Here is an 18,663-nt window from a genome sequence, read left to right on the forward strand (position 1 = left end):
GAATATTAACATCAAAACCACTTATCAGCTTAGATAAACTTTGATAAGAGGTTATTTTGATTAATATATTTTTGATAGTAAAAATGACTAATAACGATAGATATATAAATCAAATTATCTATTAGCAGTGATAATAAAAAAGTAATTGATAAAGAACTTTACAAAACAAAATAGAGTACATATACTAAAGATAGAGATAGGTTTGTAATTAAGATAATTTACAATAATAAATTTTATATGATCAGGAGGGGAACTATGAAAAAAATAATTATATTATTGTGTGTAATGTTTGTTTTAGTTGGATGTAATAAGGAAAAAGAAAAAGATAATGATGTGGTAGATACACAAACAAGTCCGACAGATGTTCAACCAAATCCAACAGATAAAGACTCTGACACAAATGAAGTTATTGAAATACCGAGTGTAGCATCTATAGCAAAGAAATTAAATATGTCTAAAAAAGATATGAATATTATTGAACAAAAGAAAAATCATTTGTTATTTTGTTTTTTTAGTGATGATTTTTCATCTTCATCTATTATTGATAATCATGCAAAAGAGTTAGAAAAAGATGGATATCAAATGACATTATATGATGGGACAATATCGTCTACTTTTGTTTTAAAAAAGGGAAATCAAACAATTTCAATCACATACATCAGTGCATTAGATGAATGGAAAGAAGTACATAAAGATGAAATGAATGTAAATGCAATTAAAGATAATGAAAATTGTGTTTATGAAATTGTCAATCAATAGAGATCTGATTAAAAAAATAAAGTCATAAATTGAATTTTATTTGAAATGGCAAATTGTCAAAAATGTTTGTAGTTTTTTTAATGGTTTGGCTTATACAGCAAGTTCCTCATATTCTTTTGTAATCCTATATGAGTTACATATACGAACATAACTTCAAGAAAAAGTTAATTCAAAAATAAATCTATGATATAATGAATGTGAAATGAAAATTTGATTCTGTTTTATGAATCAAAAAATCATTTCACATTTGTTATATAAAGATATATACAAAGATAAACTTTTGCACAATAATAACTGAAATAAATTCATACTCATAAATGGCAGGTGAAGAATTGTGAATATACTTATTATAGATGATGATTTGTGTTTTTCTAAGATAATAAAAAAAGATATTTTAAGCTTTTTTTCTGATTTTTATGATGATATTTCGATAGAAGTAATTAATACGGATTTTAAGAAAGTCGTTGAATATTCGACTATTGATTTGATATTTTTAGATATAGATTTAAAAACAAAATATAATGGTATCAATATTGGACAATATATTCAATCTAATTTTCCAAAAGCTATAATTGTTTTTGTTTCATCTCATGAAGAACTTGTTTTCTCTGCTCTTTCTGTTAGATTTTTTCAATTTGTTCGGAAATCTAAATATCAAACAGATATTATAAAAGTTTTAAAACAGATAAAAAAACATATAGATGAAAATATTAAAAAAACTGTAATAAGAGTTAATGGAAGAAGTCATGTTATAAAAATCAGTGAAATCATATATTTAATGTCTATAGGACACGATCTCATTATTAAAACTATAAATAATGAATTTACTATTTATAGTTCATTAGTCAAATTTATGAATGAAGTTGATTATAAAGAATTAGTTCAGATTCAAAGAAATATGGTAATAAATTTAAATTTTACGAAAGATGTTACAAGAATAAAAGTGATAATGTTTGATGATGTAGAGCATAATGTTGGTAGAAAATATCAGAATAATCTGATAGAAAAATATGAGGAGTATTTATTAAAATGATTTTATTTGATACTATAATGACAATAATAGAAAGTGTTATTTTATCTTATTTTAGTTTTAAAATTCTAGAAATTGAGAATAAAAAATTATTATTATTTTTTGATATCATTATTTGCTTTAGCGAAATAATGATATTTAATTACTTTACATTGAATAATTTTATTGTATTATTTTTATTAATTTCAACCAATTTTATAATTATTTATTTAATAACAAAAGAATTTAATTTATATTATTTTATCATTCCTTCAATATTAATAGCAATCCTGCTTCTATCTGATACTCTGTCATTAGTTTTTGTTTCTTATTTATTTCAAATAAATCCAAAAGATATAGGTCTAGAAAATAATGCCATAATAGCTGTGTCCTTGGTTTCACGAGTTATTTATCTATTATTAAGTTTACTTTTTTATTTTATAGAAGAGAAACTTAATAGAAGTAAAAAAGTCATTTTAAATAAAGGTTATTGGATTATCTTTTGTGTTTTTACATTTGTCTTTTTGGGTATCTATACGATCTTATATGAATCCATTTTTTATAATACAATTGACAATATGGTTATTTATAAAGTTTTATTTTTATTTATTATATTAATTATTTCATTTTTTATATTATATTTCCGTATACAAAAAGATTATTATGATCATATTTTGATTAACAATGAATTGATGAAAAGTCATTATACTGAAGAAATTTATAAGGAAACAAATAAGTTATCATATAAAATACATCAAGACAAGCATCAAATGTTTTATATATTAATTAAAATTAATAATCTTTTAAAAAATAATAATCTAGATGAAGCGAGTGTGTTTATTGAAGAAGTTATTCAAAATTATCAAACACATGAACTCTCGCAAACATTGAATAATCCAGTTTTTGATTATCATATACTCAATTATATGAATTTATTAAAGAAAAAAGGATATATTATAACTACAATAATAACTATAAGTAATAACGAGATTTTAGAAAATATGCAAATTATTGAAATTATAAAAGATTGTATTGAAGTCATTGCTCAATATTGCATTAATGATAAAGAATTTCATTTACAATTATATGATAACAATTCTTATTTAATTTTAAAGATGAGAACTCAAAAACAAAATCATCAAGTTCCATTATTGCAATTAAATAAGATAAATATTATAAGAAAAGCTGAAATTATAACCAATGGAGACAATGAAATTGAACTAAGAGTATTATTGTTTACTGAATAAAAGTTCTAAAGATATGAAAAACAGTCAAATAGTTATTGAGTATATAAAAGAAAATTCCCTTGCTAAATAAATCAGCGAGGGAATTTATGTTATAAAATATAAAAGTTTAACTACATATAAAATTATTAGTAATAAGATTAAAAGATATTTAAATGTTAGTCAACAATATACAATTTATCCGTATAAAGTAATTGATTTCCATTTTCATATTGACCAACAACAGCATGTTTTCCATTAACAAATTCACCAGTAAATGTAAAAGACATTTGCTGATCATTATCATAACCAACAACCTTAGCTGCAATCATTGTAAGTGGAGTCCCACCTTTAGGATTTGTGATTTTTTTAAGAGCATTTAAAACACTTAAAAAACTTATATTGCTTTCAAAATCAATCCATTTTGATAAATCTATTGGTAAACAAAGTTTATCATCAATGATTTGTAAATCTTCTTCTTTAATGATTTGTAATGATCTACAATTATATTGAAAGACATCCAATACTTTACGTTTAGATAGTGTTTCAAATTCGAAACGAGAATGACTTATATTTTGAATCATATGTTCTTTCATAGCTATCTCCTTTGTTATTATCTATGATAATTATATCATGAATAATAATGAAATGACTTAAAAATATTGGAAATATATATTTCTAAAGATAAGTCAAATGATTTCATTGTTGAGATTATATTTCTATGATAAAATTTATTGAGAAAGAAGGGCTAAAATGATCATTGATTATAAAAGAAATGAAGATTATTACAAAGATTATGTTCCTTGTGATTGTGAACTCTGTCAAAATTATTATCGTCATATTGTAAATTGTTATCCTAAAGTCGCAGAATATTTAGACTCAATGGGAGTAGATGTTTTGAAACCATTTGAATTAGTGCCTATTGAATATGAAGAAAAGAAAATGATAGAGTATATTGGTTGTCAATATGTTGTTTTTGGTGAATGTGATAATCATGTTAAAAAGAATATAGATAATATACGATTTTATTATAATATTGATACTCATCCTTCAGATGAACATATTAAAGATAAACATTTTATTATAGAGTTTGGTCCTATTGTATTAGAGTGGAGGTAGAAAAATGAAAGCATGGTGGAAAGAAAGTGTTATTTATCAGATTTATCCAAAGAGTTTTTGTGATAGTAATGGGGATGGAATAGGGGATATTCCAGGAATTATATCTAAGTTAGATTATTTAAAGGATTTAGGAATTGATATTATATGGTTATCACCTGTTTATCAGTCACCTCAAGTAGATAATGGATATGATATTAGTAATTATGAGGCTATTTCTAAAGATTTTGGAACAATGGAAGATTTTAAATGTTTACTTAAGGAAGCCCATGATCGTAAGATAAAAATAGTCATGGATTTGGTTGTTAATCATACATCTGATGAGCATCAATGGTTTATTGAAAGTCGAAAAAGCAAGAATAATCAATATCGAGATTATTATATTTGGAAAGAAGGCAAGAACCATCAAGAACCTAATAATTGGGCTTCTGTTTTTTCTGGTTCAGCATGGCAGTATGATAAGACAACAGATATGTACTACTTACATTTGTATTCATCTAAACAACCTGATTTGAATTGGGAAAACGAAACATTGCGTAAAGAGATATATCATATGATGCGATGGTGGTTAGATAAAGGAATTGATGGCTTTAGAATGGATGTCATTAATAAAATCAGTAAAGTGCAAACTTATGAAGATGTTTTACCACAAACACAACAATATATGAGACCATCAAAATATGTTAGTAATGGACCACGCATTCATGAATTCCTTAAAGAAATGAATAAAGAGGTTTTATCTTTATATGATGTTATGACTGTTGGTGAAATTACTGCTTGTTCAATTGAAGAAGCCAAACAATATACAGGTGATCAAGAACATGAACTAAGCATGTTGTTTCAATTTGAACATATGGATGTTGATTTAGGAGAGTATGGGAAATGGAGCCCTCTGCCATTAAATTTAGTTAAACTTAAACAAGTGCTTACAAAGTGGCAATGTGGATTAGCTGATTATGGATGGAATAGTTTATTTTGGGATAATCATGATCAGCCACGTGTTGTGTCAAGATTTGGTAATACTGAAAAATATTGGAAGCAATCTGCTAAAATGCTTGCGACTGCATTACATTTTCTCAAAGGAACACCTTATATTTATCAAGGTGAGGAATTAGGAATGACCAATTATCCATTTTGCTCTTTGGAAGAATGTCAAGATGTTGAAGTCTTCAATGCTTATCAAGAATTAGTTGTAGAAAAAAAGGTTTTAAGTCATGAGGAAATGATGCAAGGCATTTGTGCAAATAGCCGTGATAATGCCAGAACACCAATGCAATGGAATAATCAGGGAAATGCTGGATTTACAAGTGGTATACCATGGATGAAAGTTAATCCTAATTATCAAAAGATTAATGCTAAGGCACAGATAGATGATCCTGATTCCATCTATCACTATTATCAAAAACTTATCCAATTGCGCCATACTATGCCTATTATGGTTTATGGGAAATATACATTATTAGAAGAAAGTCATCCTGATCTCTATATTTATACACGTGAGTATGAAAATGAGAAAATCATAGTTATAACGAATTTCTCAGAAAATGAATATGAGTATGAATTAGGTGAATATTGTTTTGGAACATTATTAATTGCAAATGAAGATATTGAAGTTCAAGAAAAACTCCATATACATCCTTATGGTGCTTATGTCATTAAACGTCTATAAATGTTGATTGATAATAGGAATATTGGGCATGCTTCAAAGGAGTATGCCCAATATTTAAAAATCTTTGATATTGTTTGTCTTAAACTCTCTATTATATATAGGAAAAGAGAGGAAGAACTGAATGAATTATGATAGAGTATATAAAGGAGTTTGATAGAATGGATGATTTGAATCGGGCAATGGAATATATTGAAGAACATTTAACACAAACAATAGATTATCAGCAACTGGCAATAATTGCTAATTGCCCCATCTATTATTTTCAAAGAATATTCTTTTTTATGACTCAAATGACATTAAATGAATACATACGTAAACGTCGTATGTCACTTGCGATTGCTGACTTACAATACACTCATAACAAAATTATAGATATTGCTATGAAATATGGATATGAGTCACCAACAGCATTTAATCGTGCTTTTCAATCTGTACATGGTTGTGCACCTTCTTTGGTTAGAAAATGTGATGTAGCATTAAAATCATATCCTATGATAAAATTCAATCTTTCACTTCAAGGCGACAAACCATTAGAGTATAAGATAGTTCATAAAGAATGTTTTCATATTATTGGAAAAAGTTATCCATTAAGTCGAAATCTATTAGAGAACTTTAAGCATATCCCAACGAAATGGGATCGAGCTCAAGCATGTGGAATGTTAAATCAACTGAAAGTTCTTAACAATCAAGAACCTTATGCAATGTTAGGGATAAGCATTCATCATAATGACGATTGGCGTTATATGATTGGAACTTCATCAACACATAAACATTGTCAGTTTGAAAATTATCTCATTCCTCAGGCAACTTGGGCTGTGTTTTCAGGACATGGAACAAACAAGGATTTACAAGAACTTGAACGTCGTATTATTGTTGAATGGTTACCAACATCAGGTTATCAATATGCCCAGATTCCTGATATCGAAGTTTATATTCAAGCAGATCCTAATGATACTATTTATGAGTATTGGCTACCTATTATAAAAAAACAAGGAGAATCGTTATGACACAATCAAATATCAAAGCAACCTTTTCATGTGATATTAAAAAAATATGGGATATTGTAACGTCATTAGATCACTATCAATGGCGTACAGATATCAACAGAATTGAAATCATTGAACCTCATAAAGTATTTATAGAATATACCCATGATAACTTTCCAACACGTTTCACTATTACTGTTTTTGAACCCTATCAAAGATATGAATTTGATATAGAAAATGATAATATAAAAGGGCATTGGATAGGATTATTTAAAGAATCACAAGGGATTGTCACTATTGATTTTACTGAAATTATAACAAGTCAAAAAATATGGATGAAACCTTTTATAAAATCTTATTTAAAAAAACAACAAAACCAATATATCCATGATTTAAAGAAGATATTAGAAAATGAAAAGACTGTCTAAGTCTTTTTTTTGCTGGGAGTTTGTAGTATATTAGAAAGAAAGCAAGAAGAGGGGATTGGATGGATAGTTTAATATTTAGTTTGAATGCAACTGTTCCAGTATTTTTAATGATGATATTGGGCATTGTATTAAAGAAAATAGGGTGGATAGAAGAAACATTTGCTTCACAAATGAATAAGTTTGTTTTTTTAGTACCCTTACCGGTTTTACTATTTCAAGATCTTGCGACTGTCAATTTTTCAGAAGCCTGGAATTTTAAATTTGTCATGTTTTGTTTTATGGTGACAGTTGTAAGTATTTTGATTGTTATTATCATATCATCCTTTTTAAAGGAAAGAAGTTTAAGAGGAGAATTTATACAGGCATCTTATCGAAGTAGTGCTGCACTATTAGGCGTTGCCTTAATACAGAATATTTATGGGCATTCGGTTATGGGACCACTCATGATTATTGGGAGTGTACCGCTTTATAATGTGATTGCTGTGACAGTATTATCGTATTATCAGCCTCAAAGTGAAGGGGTACATAGAGCTATTTTAAAAAACACACTCAAAGGGATTTTAACAAATCCTATTATTATTGGGATTGTGACAGGATTACTATGGTCAATACTCAAATTACCAATGCCTGCGATTTTATCAAAAACAGTTTCACATGTAAGTGCAATGGCAACACCGATGGGATTGATTGCGATGGGAGCAAGCTTTGATATGAAAAAAGCACTGGGTAAAATGAAACCTGCTTTTGTAGCAACTTTCATTAAATTATTTGGTTTCTGTATTCTATTTTTACCAGTTGCTTTGATGTTAGGGTTTAGAAACGAAGAATTAGTTGCTATCCTCATTATGTTAGGCTCTGCAACAACAGTTACATGTTTTGTTATGGCAAAAAATATGGGGCATGCTGGTATTTTAAGTTCTAATGTTGTCATGCTAACAACATTGTTAAGTGGTTTTTCAATTACATTCTGGCTATATCTTTTAAAAATATTTGAATATATATAAAATAGGAGTTATCAATGAGAACAGAACAATATATAAAAGAAATTAAAATTGAAGATGTACCATGGCATAGATTAACAACTGTATATGGACGTGCCACGCTTATTCCTCAATATTTAAATGATTTATGGGAAATGCAGGATATGGAAAAAGTGAAGAGAGCTAACTATGAGATTCTGATGAATATTGAACATCAAAATACACTATGGCACGCAACACCTTTCACAATGATTTTTTTAGTACGTATCCTTGAAAAAGCAACTGAAAAATCGGCTAACAATATATGTGCAAAATTTATTGTTGGACAACTCGTGAATTTCTTTGATTATATTGAAGAATGTTATCAATATGCTAATAGTATGGAACATGCTGAAGCATTATTGGAATTTTCTGATTTGCTTCATGAGGACTATCTATGGTCAGAGGTTTATAATGAATTAGAAGATGAAATACGTTATGAAGATAATCCATTTCCTGATGATTTGTTCTATAGCTTTTATTATTATTCGCATATAGTTCTTTTGAGTGAAAAAGAAATGATTGCGCAAGCAAGAAAAATGTATCAATAAAAATAATAAAGTCTTCAAGATATATAAAAAGATTTATTATAAGTTATTTAAGGAATAGTGGTTTATATCACCTATTCCTTTTTATTTTTTACATGAAATTAATATTTCTTTTTATAATATGTATGATATAATAAACATATATATGAGCAAGCTTCTTTTTTTACATAGAATAATATCTCAATAAAAACAATATCTTTGATTGAATGATATAAAAAAATCTATCGTTTTATAATTATGATTTTATAGAAAATAAGGTGAACTTGATGGAAGAGATAATAGGCAATAATGATTATTTAATAGAAATAGAATGTGGTCATATACATCTTTTATTTCCACTAGATAATATAAAAACAATTATATCAGGAAAAGATGTCCAGAAATCTCAAATCAATGAAACAACAGCAATCTATCAAGGAAGAGAAGTTGTGGTTTATTCATTATCTATGTTATTAGAAAAGAATTCAACTGCTTATGAAAAATATGCTTTTGTTGTAGAAAATGAAGATATTGAAGCCATTGTCTATGTAGATGAAGTCAAAGGTATTCATCCATTGAAAAGTAAGCCTTATCCATTTCCAAATTGTTTAAAGCAATTAGGAGTAGATTACATTATCAATTGTTATATGCTTGAAGAAGGCTATCTCGCATTTGAAATTGACTTTATAAAGTTACTTACAAGATTTTATAAAAAAAATATAAGAAGGAAATAAATATGAAAGAGAATAAAATTCAAAAAATAGATAGTCTTACAAAATTATTTACATATGATGCTGCTCAAACTGAAATTAATCATTATATTCAAGATGGTAGCGGTCATGGAAAAGATACAGTTTTACTGATTCAATTGAATTGGTGGGAAGATGTCTGTCGGACAAAAGGAATATATGTAGGAAATCTTTTACTAGCTAAATTTTCATTTGTACTCACAAAAGTATTTCATAAAACAGATCTTTTTGTTCGGGTTGGTCCGGCGACTTTTTTTGTATACAGTTATGGACATATGAATCGGATAGATATTCAAAGAATTCTTTATCAGTTAAAAACATCATTAGAGAAAACCGATACATTCTTTAATGAAATAGATAATTATCAAATGAGTATAGGTGTTTGGCATGTCAAAAATGAAACATCATTTGATGAACTTTTATATCATGTTGAACAATCACTTATACATGCCAAAGAGACAAATCAACACGTTGTCTTTAATTATTTTAAAGAAAATAAAGATGATATAAGATCCTATCCAAAAGCTATTCCTGAATATAATATTGAATCACAAAATATAGATACACCTTATATTACAAGCATCATGAATTTCTTATTTGGATGTATGGATTTAAATTTGGGTATAGAGATGACATTATCACGCATTTGTGATTATTTTGATACACAGCAGATTTATATTATGGAAAAAAGTTATAGCCAGGATGGGTATATGATTACACATAACTGGACGAGTCATGATACTTTGGTAGAAAATGCAAACTTTAATCGTTTACCATTATTAGTTGGTAATCAACTTCAAACAATTTACAATGAAAACAATCTATTTGTCTGTAATCAAATATCTGATTTAACAAAGTATAATGTTTTTCTTGCTTTAAGGGCAGAAATTCAAGGAGCAAAGTCTTTAATGCAATGTGCCATTTTTGATGGAGGCAAATATATTGGTTATATCTGTATGACAGATTATCAAAAAGAACGCGTATGGACACTTCATGAAATGTCTATGTTTTCTATGTTGTGTCGGATTATTAATATGAGCATTTTACAGTTAAGAGTGACTTACATGAATCAGCATGTCATGAATTGTGATTCCCTAACACATGCATGGAATATGCATAAGTTTACTCAGGTTGCGACTGAAAAAATCATCAATAATCATAAAAATAAAGCATTGGTTACTTTTGATATTAAAAACTTTAAATTTATTAATTCTGAGTATGGATATCAAAGTGGAAATACAATTTTAATAGCAATTGCTCAGTTCTTGAATGGTTATATAGACCAAGATGAATGTTATGCGAGAGTTGATAATGATACATTTGTATTGTTGTTATATTATGATGATATTGATTTCTTGCAAATGAGATTATCATCTTTATTACAAAAAGTCGAACGAATACATGTAATGAGTGATAATGAAATACAGTTAATTACAATCATGGGTGTTTATCTGATTGAAAATATTCATGAAAGTTTTTCTGAAATGATGGATTATGCCAATATGGCGAGAAAGTCTATTAAAGATTCTCATCATAGCTGTTTAGCATTTTTTAATGATCAAATCAAATCGCAAAATATTAAAGAACATCATCTTGCACAAATTATGAAACAATCTTTAAAAGATGAAGAATTTATAATTTATTATCAGCCTAAGGTCAATATATACAATCATTGCTGTATTGGTTTAGAAGCCCTTGTTCGTTGGCAAAGACCAGATGGTGAATTGATTTTTCCAAATGACTTTATTCCATTATTTGGAAAAAATCACTTTATTTTACAATTAGATATTTATGTATTAGAAAAAGTCTGTGAACAAATAAGAGAATGGATAGACCATGATAAAAATCCAATACCTATATCAGTCAATATTTCCAGAGTTCATTTAGAATCACAGGATATTGTTTATCAATTAACCCATCTTTGTGATAAATATTGTGTTCCTCGTCACCTTATAGAACTTGAAATTACAGAAACAGCCTTTTTAGAAAATGAAAAAATTGCAGTACAACGAGCAATTGAACTGAAACAGGCAGGTTTTATGTTATCAATGGATGATTTTGGAACTGGTTTTTCATCATTAAGTCTATTAAAAGACTTATTTGTAGATACCTTAAAATTAGATCGAACTTTCTTTATTAAAGAATGTGGTGAAAGAGAAAAGATTATTTTAATGAATATTATTCAAATGGCTAAACAGCTTCATGTGAGTATTATTTCTGAAGGTATTGAAACAATGAGACAAGTTGATTTCTTAAAGGAAATAGATTGTGATATTGCACAAGGTTTCTATTATTCAAGACCTTATCCAATGGATATTTTAGAAGAAAAACTATGGGCTCCTTTTTTAGGAGGAGAGATTTAATGATGGATGAAACATATTTATATTTTCGCTGTGGACAGGTATATTATGCCGTTGATTATTATCGGGTTTTAAAAATTTTACCAGCGCAAGATCTTTATCAGTTACCAATTGCAGAACCATATATAAAAGGTGTATTAAAGATAGAAGAAAAAATACTTGCTGTATTTGATTTACAACAACAAGATCATGAAAACTATTATATGATTTTACAGTTTGATGATGAGTGTTTAGGAATCTGTGCAGATGAAATTATGGGTCGTAAAGTTATTAAAGATGATATCTGGATAGTTCAAGATCAGCAAGAGGAAATATATTCTTATCAGGAAGATAATCAAAATATTTATTTACTTAATCTTAATTTGATAAAGAGGAGACTTCAAAAATGATTAGATTAACAGATCAAGAGTTTCAACACATATGTCAATTTATGAGTAGTGAATATGGAATTAATCTTACAAAAAAAAGAGTTTTAATTGAGTATCGTTTAATGAATACATTGAATAAATATGGCGTTACAAATTTTAAAGATTATTTTCAAATTCTTTTTAAAGATAAAAGTGGGAAGATGATTGAAGAATTTGTGAATAAAATAACAACGAATTATACATATTTCATGCGAGAAGAGGCTCACTTTGAATTTATTGTCAAAAATATTTTACCACAGTTAGATCCTCAGCGAAGATTTCAAATATGGATTGCTGGGTGCTCAAGTGGACAGGAGTGTTATACATTAGCGATGTATTTAGAAGATTATCGCAGGAAAGGTTATCTTCTACCACCTATTGATATCATCGGAAGTGATATTAGTATGAAGGTATTAGAGATGGCGAAAAAAGCGGAATATCCGATTGAGGCAATAGAACGAATACCAGCCAAATGGCGATTACATTATTGTGTTATAGCACCTGATGGAAAAACTTTTCAAATAAGAAATATTATAAAAAATCAAATCAAGTTTAGAGCACATAACTTAATGGAACCTTTTGCAAAACGAACATTTGATTTGATTATGTGTCGTAACGTCCTTATTTATTTTGATGAACCATCACGTAAACAAATTTATCATCATTTTGCTCAAAGTTTAAAACCAAAGGGTTATCTCATTTTAGGACATGCAGAGATGGTAACACAAGGGAATGAAGATTTTGACTATTTAAGATCTTCAATATATCGTTTGAAAGGAACGTGATTTGATGAATAAACAACATATCATTCTCTATCAGAAGAATGTCATGCATCCCAAGTATATATCAACTATCCTTTTCAATGATCAGGACATTATTCTGTATATTGTCAAAAACAATGAAGCGTTGAAAGAACGCTTAAAACTTTATCAGATAGATTGTATTTTATATGAGTGTGATTTTCTAACAAAAGAAAATATGATTGATATAAATATGCTTGAAAAACTTTCTATTCCTTATTTATTGGTTGTTGAAAAAATTGCTGAAAATATAAACATTGATAAACAAAAAGTCATTTTTAAACCACAAGAATTTTCTGTACATAATGTTTATACAAATCAACTTATTGTCAGAATAAAATCACTCTATCCCCAAAAAAGAGTACAACCTAAACTAGTAGGAACAATAAGTCAAAATGTCATTGGAATTGGAGCATCAACCGGTGGACCACATGCTATTTTAGAAATACTCAAACAATTACCAAATACAATGCCTGGTATTGTGATTGTTCAGCACATGACTGATTCCAATACAATTTCCTTTGTTCAATATTTAGAAAGTCATTGTGATTTAAAAGTAAAAGTTGCAATAGAAGATGAAGTGATTAAAGATGGTGTTGTTTATGTAGCAAAACAAAAACAGCATCTTATTATTCAAAAAGAAATACAGGGATATTCTCTACATTATCAAAATGGTGAAAAAGTGAATTGTGTTTGTCCTTCTATTGATGTTTTCTTTGATTCTATGGCTCAACAGGTTGGTGAAAAGGCTATTGGAATTTTATTAACAGGGATGGGGAGTGATGGAGCAAGTGGTTTAAAGAAATTAAAAGAAAAAGGGGCTTTAACAATTATTCAAGATAAAGAAAGTAGTGAAATGGAGAGTATGCCTCAAGAAGCAAAACGATTAAAAGCACATTGTAGAGAACTTTCTTTATCTACAATAAGTGGTTATTTAATACAGTATTTTCATAAAGAGAGGAGCAGTGAAAATAATGGAAACAAATAAAAAGATAATGATTGTAGATGATGCTTTATTTATGCGACAACAAATCTTAAAAACTTTAAATAAGCATGGCTATACCAATGTTATACAGGCAAAAAATGGGACAGAGGGAATTGCCTTTTATACACAACATAAGCCTGATATGGTGTTATTGGATATTACAATGCCAGATAAATCAGGACTAGAAGTCTTAAAAGAAATACTTCATATCAATCAAGAAGCTATTGTTATTATGTGTTCAGCAGTTGGTCAAGAAAAAATCATAAGTGATGCATTACGATTAGGGGCAAAAGATTTTATTGTGAAACCTTATAATGAAAATATACTAATCTCAATGATTAGTTCCTTAGAATAATATGAAAAAGCTTGATTTAACACCACAAGTACAAGATATCATTCATGAACTTGGAAATATTGGAATAGGTGCTGCTGCCACATCTTTATTTTCACTTGTACACAAACCAGTTGAGACAACAACCTCTCAACTAGAACATATCAATAATCTTGATATGTTTAGTCATATTCAAATGCAAGAACAAGTTATTGGTATTCTCTTTCCTTTTGATAAAGAACTTTATGGTTTTGGATTGTTTATTTTAGAAGATGAATTTATTTTAGATGTATTTAAAAGTTTTTATCATGAAAATATTGATTTTAACCATATGAATCCAGAAAATGTTGCTATCTTAGAAGAAGTGTGTAGTCTTATGATTTCTGCTTATTTAGGTAGTTTAACAAAAACCACAAAACTTATGACGAGAATAAAATTACCAGCAGTATCAATGGATATGAAAGGATCAATTGTCAATAATGGTCTTTCATTTATTCTTCAGCAGGATGTGAATTCATATTGGTTAAAGCATGAATTTAAGTTAGAAAATTCGGCACGTACGAACCATCTGCTATTTATGTTATCAGATGATTGTATTAGACAGGTTATGAAAGCTTTGGGGGTGTCAATATGAACGAAGTTGTCGCACGGCCTGGAGAAATTGTGATTGAAAATGAAACGAATGTGATTATTTGTTATGCATTAGGTTCAAGTTTGGGGATATGTCTATATGATGCCCATAAACAAATTGGTGGTTTTGTCAATAGTCTTTTACCAGTAAATCCAAATCAAAAGCATGATTTAAAATATGTTGATAATGCGATTGAAGCATTATATAGACAAATGCAAGAACATGGCTGTGAGCATAAAGATATTTGTGCAAAAATTATAGGTGGAGCTCATTTGTTTATCCTTCAAGATCATGGTAAAGATCATGATATAGGAAAAGCCAATATTAAAGTGGCTTATAACACATTGATGGCATTGCATATTCCTATTGCAAGTGAGGATGTTGGAGATACATATGGAAGAACACTTTATTTTCATATGGAAGATGGTAGTGTTTATATTGAAACGAGTCAAAAGAAAGTTTATCCGATATAGGGATGAGGAGGAATAAAAAAATGATTAAAAAACTGAGGGATCTGAAAATATCCAAGAAATTGTTATTGAGTTTTATTGTTGTGGTTGTATTATATATTGCAACCGTAGCAACGGCTCTTATTGGAACATCGAATATTATGAATAGTTTTAATGAGTTTCATAATGTATCTTATAATATTGTAAAAGAATCTACAAACTTCCGTTTGAATCAATATGTTGTTGCACGCAATATGTATCAGATTGCATATGAAAGAAATGTAACAGAAGCCATTGCTGATATGGAAGAAACAAAACAATGTATCGAGATAGTTGATCAGTCTGCTAAGAATTTAGAAAGTCTCTATAAAGATAAAGAAATGGTTAGTAAAATGACTGAACTTCATGAAAAATTAATTATTCCAAGAGAAAAAGTCATGAATCTATTGGAAAATGAAAAATATGATGAAGCAATGAAGGTTTATCGAAGTGATTATGAACCAGTGGCTAAAGAAGCAAGAGCTTTTTTAAGAGATATGGAAGCCAAAACAAAAGAAGAAGCAGAAAATTATTATAATAGTAGTGAGAATAGTGGAAATTTGATGCAAACAATTTTTATTATTTTAGCAATTGTCACAATTGCTTTTGTGAGTGTTATCTGGTATTTGATTTCTATCAGCATAACAAAACCATTAAAGGAAATTGAAATTGCAGCAAAAGAAATTTCACAAGGAAATTTACATGTTGAATTAGATTATCATTCAGAAAATGAATTAGGAATGCTTGCAAATAGTATGAGAGAAACCATTCAAACATTAAACAAATATCTTAATGAAATTGGAAAGAGTTTAATTATGTTAGGAAATGGGAAACTGAATTATAAAACGGATATGAAGTTTAAAGGTGATTTTGTAGCCATTAAAGATTCTCTTGATTGTATATCACAAATGTTAAGTGAATCTATGTTAAAGATTAATAACAGTGCTGAACAAGTTTCAGGTGGAGCCCAACAGATTTCTAATGGTGCGCAAATGTTATCACAAGGGGCAAGTGAACAATCAGGCTCTATTGAAGAACTGGCAGCCAATATTAATGAAATATCAGATAATGTAAAAAATAATGCTGATGATGCTGTTGTTGCGAGTGACTTAGCTGATCGAGTAGAAAAGGAAATTCTTGATAATAGTCAACAGATGGATAATGTAACAAAGGCCATTGATGCGATTAAAGAGAACTCATTAAATATTACAGGTATTGTTAAAGAAATTGAAGATATTGCATTCCAAACCAATTTGTTATCTCTTAATGCAGCTGTTGAAGCAGCAAGAGCAGGTGATGCTGGACGTGGATTCTCAGTTGTTGCTGCAGAGATTAGAAAACTAGCAACCAAAGCAACAGAGGCCAGTAAGTTAACTGCTGAACTAATTCAAAAATCAACAAAATCAGTTGAAGAAGGAAGTGCTTTGATTGATATAACAGAAGAATCATTAAGACATATTGTTGATGGTGCAAGAGAAGTGGCCAATAAAATTGAAAGTATTTCACAAGCCAATATACAACAAGCTAACTTTATTATTCAAATTCGTCAAAGTATTGAGCAAATATCAGATATTGTTCAAGGAAATTCAGCAACGTCTGAGGAAAGTGCAGCAGCAAGTGAAGAATTGGCAGCTCAAGCTCAGATTTTAAAGGAACTGGTTAATAGTTTTGAAATTCAAGAAAAGGAAGAAATATAGAGATGAAATACAAAATTCTTGTTGTAGATGATGCCATATTTATGCGTGAAAGAATCAAGAAAATATTAAATGGAATAGATTGTGAAACAATTGAAGCAAAGAATGGAAAAGAAGGTTGTGAGCTTTTTCAAAGTACTGAACCTGATTTGGTTCTCCTGGATATATCTATGCCTGTTATGAATGGGATAGAAGCATTATCTCAAATGATTTGTATAAATCCAAATATTCCTATTGTCATGTGTTCAGCAATAGGACAGGAATCACAAATTATGAATGCTATTGATTTAGGGGCAAAGGATTTTATTGTCAAACCCTTTAGTGAAGATTATATTATCAGGACAATTCAGAAGTTTCTCGATAAATGAAAGGGAAAATAATATGTTAAATAAATATTCAGATTTAGATGATATTGCAAAAGATGCATTACGGGAAATAGGAAATATTGGAACTGGTCATGCTGTGACAGCATTGTCTCAAATGACGGGAAAGACGATTGATATGAATATCCCAGTGATTAAAATCGTTTCATATAAGGATGCTCCTACTTTACTAGGAGGTCCTGAAGATATTCAGGTAGGAATTTTATTAGAAGTCACACAAGGATTATCAGGGGTATTTATGTTTTTGTTAAATGAAGATTTTACAAAACTGATGCTTAAAGAATTACTTGGATGTCAGATTGAGTCTGTCAGAATACTAGATGAATTGTGTGAATCAGCTATTGCAGAAATGGGGAATATAATGTGTTGTTCATATATCAATGCATTAACCATGATATTAAAAGAAGATATTCATGTTTCTGTTCCGGCAGTATGTTGTGATATGGTAGGAGCACTTTTGAGTGTGCCAATGATTGAATATGGATGTCAATGTGATGAATTGATGTTTATTGAAAATCAATTTGAATTTAATCAAACAAGTTTCATTAGTCATATTCTTTTTCTCCCAGAATTGGGCTCTTTAAAAAATATGTTAAATACCTTGGAAATTTCTTATGAATAAGCTTGTAACAGTAGGCATTGCTGAAGGAAAAATTGCTTTTTCAGATAGTGCGCTAGTCACCTATGCTTTGGGTTCATGTGTTGGTGTTTGCTTATATGAGAGAGAAAGAAAAATAGCTGGTATGGTGCATATTTTGTTGCCGAGTCACTATGGGGTTCAACAACCAGAAAACAAATACAAGTTTGCAGATAGTGGGATTGATTTATTAATGAAAAGAATGGAAAATTATGGTGCCAAAAGGAACCGTATGGTGGCGAAAATTGCTGGTGGAGCAGAAATGTTTCAAGTTGAAGCATGTAAAACAGGAATTGGGGAACGCAATGTGATGGCTGTTAAAAAAAGACTCCAGCAACTTGATATACCTATTATTGCTGAGGATACGGGAAAAAATTTTGGACGAACAATATGGTTTTTTAGTAGGGATGGAAGTTTGAAAGTGAAGAGTATTAATAATGGTATAGAGATTATTTGATTTTT

The 18,663-nt window shown here is 28.8% G+C and carries 22 protein-coding genes; 21 read left to right on the forward strand and 1 reads right to left on the reverse strand.

All coding sequences use genetic code 11. From position 1 onward, the window contains the following. Positions 1–255 precede the first annotated feature (255 nt). The 3 genes from BN1865_RS09795 to BN1865_RS09805 all read left to right on the forward strand — a co-directional run bounded on the left by BN1865_RS09795 (position 256) and on the right by BN1865_RS09805 (position 3,015). Positions 256–759 carry a hypothetical protein gene (locus BN1865_RS09795; RefSeq protein WP_050637076.1) on the forward strand — a complete coding sequence of 168 codons (504 nt, stop codon included), beginning with the start codon at positions 256–258 and terminating at the stop codon, positions 757–759. A 334-nt stretch (positions 760–1,093) separates the two neighbouring features. Further along, a complete protein-coding gene (locus tag BN1865_RS09800) occupies positions 1,094–1,792 on the forward strand; it encodes a LytR/AlgR family response regulator transcription factor (protein ID WP_050637077.1) in 699 nt (232 codons plus the stop codon). Continuing rightward, positions 1,789–3,015, forward strand: coding sequence for a hypothetical protein (locus BN1865_RS09805; RefSeq protein WP_050637078.1), 1,227 nt, complete (start codon positions 1,789–1,791; stop codon positions 3,013–3,015). The genes BN1865_RS09800 and BN1865_RS09805 overlap by 4 nt, the downstream gene beginning before the upstream one ends. A 155-nt stretch (positions 3,016–3,170) precedes the next feature. On the opposite strand, the gene BN1865_RS09810 is transcribed toward BN1865_RS09805, so the two are convergent. Next, the gene (locus BN1865_RS09810; RefSeq protein WP_050637079.1) at positions 3,171–3,587 is read right to left on the reverse strand and encodes a hypothetical protein; all 417 of its coding nucleotides are present in this window, start codon (positions 3,585–3,587) and stop codon (positions 3,171–3,173) included. Positions 3,588–3,744: 157 nt separating this feature from the next. Between BN1865_RS09810 and BN1865_RS09815 the strand changes: the two genes are divergently transcribed. From BN1865_RS09815 to BN1865_RS09900, 18 genes are all read left to right on the forward strand, one after another. Continuing rightward, the gene (locus BN1865_RS09815; RefSeq protein WP_050637080.1) at positions 3,745–4,110 is read left to right on the forward strand and encodes a hypothetical protein; all 366 of its coding nucleotides are present in this window, start codon (positions 3,745–3,747) and stop codon (positions 4,108–4,110) included. A 4-nt stretch (positions 4,111–4,114) separates the two neighbouring features. Then, complete coding sequence (locus BN1865_RS09820; protein ID WP_050637081.1) at positions 4,115–5,776, forward strand: glycoside hydrolase family 13 protein; 1,662 nt, start codon at positions 4,115–4,117, stop codon at positions 5,774–5,776. A gap of 128 nt (positions 5,777–5,904) precedes the next feature. After that, positions 5,905–6,783, forward strand: coding sequence for an AraC family transcriptional regulator (locus tag BN1865_RS09825; protein WP_050637082.1), 879 nt, complete (start codon positions 5,905–5,907; stop codon positions 6,781–6,783). Beyond that, positions 6,780–7,190 (forward strand): SRPBCC family protein, encoded by a 411-nt coding sequence (locus tag BN1865_RS09830; RefSeq protein WP_050637083.1) that lies wholly within the window; start codon positions 6,780–6,782, stop codon positions 7,188–7,190. Before BN1865_RS09825 ends, BN1865_RS09830 begins: the two co-directional genes overlap by 4 nt. A gap of 59 nt (positions 7,191–7,249) precedes the next feature. Further along, positions 7,250–8,194 (forward strand): AEC family transporter, encoded by a 945-nt coding sequence (locus tag BN1865_RS09835; RefSeq protein WP_050637084.1) that lies wholly within the window; start codon positions 7,250–7,252, stop codon positions 8,192–8,194. A 14-nt stretch (positions 8,195–8,208) separates the two neighbouring features. Then, a complete protein-coding gene (locus BN1865_RS09840; protein WP_050637085.1) occupies positions 8,209–8,760 on the forward strand; it encodes a hypothetical protein in 552 nt (183 codons plus the stop codon). 263 nt (positions 8,761–9,023) lie between these two features. Beyond that, positions 9,024–9,470 (forward strand): chemotaxis protein CheW, encoded by a 447-nt coding sequence (locus BN1865_RS09845; protein ID WP_050637086.1) that lies wholly within the window; start codon positions 9,024–9,026, stop codon positions 9,468–9,470. Positions 9,471–9,472: 2 nt separating this feature from the next. Then, a complete protein-coding gene (locus BN1865_RS09850) occupies positions 9,473–11,848 on the forward strand; it encodes an EAL domain-containing protein (RefSeq protein WP_050637087.1) in 2,376 nt (791 codons plus the stop codon). Then, the gene (locus BN1865_RS09855) at positions 11,848–12,234 is read left to right on the forward strand and encodes a chemotaxis protein CheW (protein WP_050637088.1); all 387 of its coding nucleotides are present in this window, start codon (positions 11,848–11,850) and stop codon (positions 12,232–12,234) included. Before BN1865_RS09850 ends, BN1865_RS09855 begins: the two co-directional genes overlap by 1 nt. Continuing rightward, complete coding sequence (locus BN1865_RS09860; RefSeq protein ID WP_050637089.1) at positions 12,231–13,037, forward strand: CheR family methyltransferase; 807 nt, start codon at positions 12,231–12,233, stop codon at positions 13,035–13,037. Before BN1865_RS09855 ends, BN1865_RS09860 begins: the two co-directional genes overlap by 4 nt. 4 nt (positions 13,038–13,041) lie before the next feature. After that, complete coding sequence (locus BN1865_RS09865; protein WP_050637090.1) at positions 13,042–14,040, forward strand: CheB methylesterase domain-containing protein; 999 nt, start codon at positions 13,042–13,044, stop codon at positions 14,038–14,040. Further along, positions 14,027–14,392: a response regulator gene (locus BN1865_RS09870; protein WP_050637091.1), complete on the forward strand. Its 366-nt coding sequence runs from the start codon at positions 14,027–14,029 to the stop codon at positions 14,390–14,392. Before BN1865_RS09865 ends, BN1865_RS09870 begins: the two co-directional genes overlap by 14 nt. A gap of 1 nt (position 14,393) precedes the next feature. Further along, entirely contained in the window at positions 14,394–15,002 is a 609-nt protein-coding gene (locus BN1865_RS09875) for a chemotaxis protein CheC (RefSeq protein WP_050637092.1), read from the forward strand. Further along, positions 14,999–15,472, forward strand: coding sequence for a chemotaxis protein CheD (locus BN1865_RS09880; protein ID WP_050637093.1), 474 nt, complete (start codon positions 14,999–15,001; stop codon positions 15,470–15,472). The genes BN1865_RS09875 and BN1865_RS09880 overlap by 4 nt, the downstream gene beginning before the upstream one ends. Before the next feature lie 20 nt (positions 15,473–15,492). Next, entirely contained in the window at positions 15,493–17,184 is a 1,692-nt protein-coding gene (locus tag BN1865_RS09885) for a methyl-accepting chemotaxis protein (RefSeq protein ID WP_198527270.1), read from the forward strand. 2 nt (positions 17,185–17,186) lie between these two features. Continuing rightward, the gene (locus BN1865_RS09890) at positions 17,187–17,549 is read left to right on the forward strand and encodes a response regulator (protein ID WP_050637094.1); all 363 of its coding nucleotides are present in this window, start codon (positions 17,187–17,189) and stop codon (positions 17,547–17,549) included. A gap of 13 nt (positions 17,550–17,562) precedes the next feature. After that, positions 17,563–18,186: a chemotaxis protein CheC gene (locus BN1865_RS09895; protein ID WP_050637095.1), complete on the forward strand. Its 624-nt coding sequence runs from the start codon at positions 17,563–17,565 to the stop codon at positions 18,184–18,186. Next, positions 18,179–18,658 carry a chemotaxis protein CheD gene (locus BN1865_RS09900; RefSeq protein ID WP_050637096.1) on the forward strand — a complete coding sequence of 160 codons (480 nt, stop codon included), beginning with the start codon at positions 18,179–18,181 and terminating at the stop codon, positions 18,656–18,658. Before BN1865_RS09895 ends, BN1865_RS09900 begins: the two co-directional genes overlap by 8 nt. The last annotated feature ends 5 nt before the right edge of the window (positions 18,659–18,663 follow it).

The organism is Candidatus Stoquefichus sp. SB1, from assembly GCF_001244545.1.
Lineage (GTDB): Bacteria > Bacillota_I > Bacilli_A > Erysipelotrichales > Coprobacillaceae > Stoquefichus.

Bases quoted from the DNA above. Each gene is read 5' to 3' on its own strand.
- BN1865_RS09875 (WP_050637092.1), top strand. From the start codon at position 14,394: ATGAAAAAGCTTGATTTAACACCACAAGTACAAGATATCATTCATGAA.
- BN1865_RS09880 (WP_050637093.1), top strand. From the start codon at position 14,999: ATGAACGAAGTTGTCGCACGGCCTGGAGAAATTGTGATTGAAAATGAA.
- BN1865_RS09870 (WP_050637091.1), top strand. From the start codon at position 14,027: ATGGAAACAAATAAAAAGATAATGATTGTAGATGATGCTTTATTTATG.
- BN1865_RS09845 (WP_050637086.1), top strand. From the start codon at position 9,024: ATGGAAGAGATAATAGGCAATAATGATTATTTAATAGAAATAGAATGT.
- BN1865_RS09900 (WP_050637096.1), top strand. From the start codon at position 18,179: ATGAATAAGCTTGTAACAGTAGGCATTGCTGAAGGAAAAATTGCTTTT.
- BN1865_RS09855 (WP_050637088.1), top strand. From the start codon at position 11,848: ATGATGGATGAAACATATTTATATTTTCGCTGTGGACAGGTATATTAT.
- BN1865_RS09805 (WP_050637078.1), top strand. From the start codon at position 1,789: ATGATTTTATTTGATACTATAATGACAATAATAGAAAGTGTTATTTTA.
- BN1865_RS09890 (WP_050637094.1), top strand. From the start codon at position 17,187: ATGAAATACAAAATTCTTGTTGTAGATGATGCCATATTTATGCGTGAA.
- BN1865_RS09885 (WP_198527270.1), top strand. From the start codon at position 15,493: ATGATTAAAAAACTGAGGGATCTGAAAATATCCAAGAAATTGTTATTG.
- BN1865_RS09825 (WP_050637082.1), top strand. From the start codon at position 5,905: ATGATAGAGTATATAAAGGAGTTTGATAGAATGGATGATTTGAATCGG.
- BN1865_RS09835 (WP_050637084.1), top strand. From the start codon at position 7,250: ATGGATAGTTTAATATTTAGTTTGAATGCAACTGTTCCAGTATTTTTA.
- BN1865_RS09795 (WP_050637076.1), top strand. From the start codon at position 256: ATGAAAAAAATAATTATATTATTGTGTGTAATGTTTGTTTTAGTTGGA.
- BN1865_RS09860 (WP_050637089.1), top strand. From the start codon at position 12,231: ATGATTAGATTAACAGATCAAGAGTTTCAACACATATGTCAATTTATG.
- BN1865_RS09815 (WP_050637080.1), top strand. From the start codon at position 3,745: ATGATCATTGATTATAAAAGAAATGAAGATTATTACAAAGATTATGTT.
- BN1865_RS09865 (WP_050637090.1), top strand. From the start codon at position 13,042: ATGAATAAACAACATATCATTCTCTATCAGAAGAATGTCATGCATCCC.
- BN1865_RS09840 (WP_050637085.1), top strand. From the start codon at position 8,209: ATGAGAACAGAACAATATATAAAAGAAATTAAAATTGAAGATGTACCA.
- BN1865_RS09850 (WP_050637087.1), top strand. From the start codon at position 9,473: ATGAAAGAGAATAAAATTCAAAAAATAGATAGTCTTACAAAATTATTT.
- BN1865_RS09820 (WP_050637081.1), top strand. From the start codon at position 4,115: ATGAAAGCATGGTGGAAAGAAAGTGTTATTTATCAGATTTATCCAAAG.
- BN1865_RS09895 (WP_050637095.1), top strand. From the start codon at position 17,563: ATGTTAAATAAATATTCAGATTTAGATGATATTGCAAAAGATGCATTA.
- BN1865_RS09810 (WP_050637079.1), bottom strand. From the start codon at position 3,587: ATGAAAGAACATATGATTCAAAATATAAGTCATTCTCGTTTCGAATTT.
- BN1865_RS09830 (WP_050637083.1), top strand. From the start codon at position 6,780: ATGACACAATCAAATATCAAAGCAACCTTTTCATGTGATATTAAAAAA.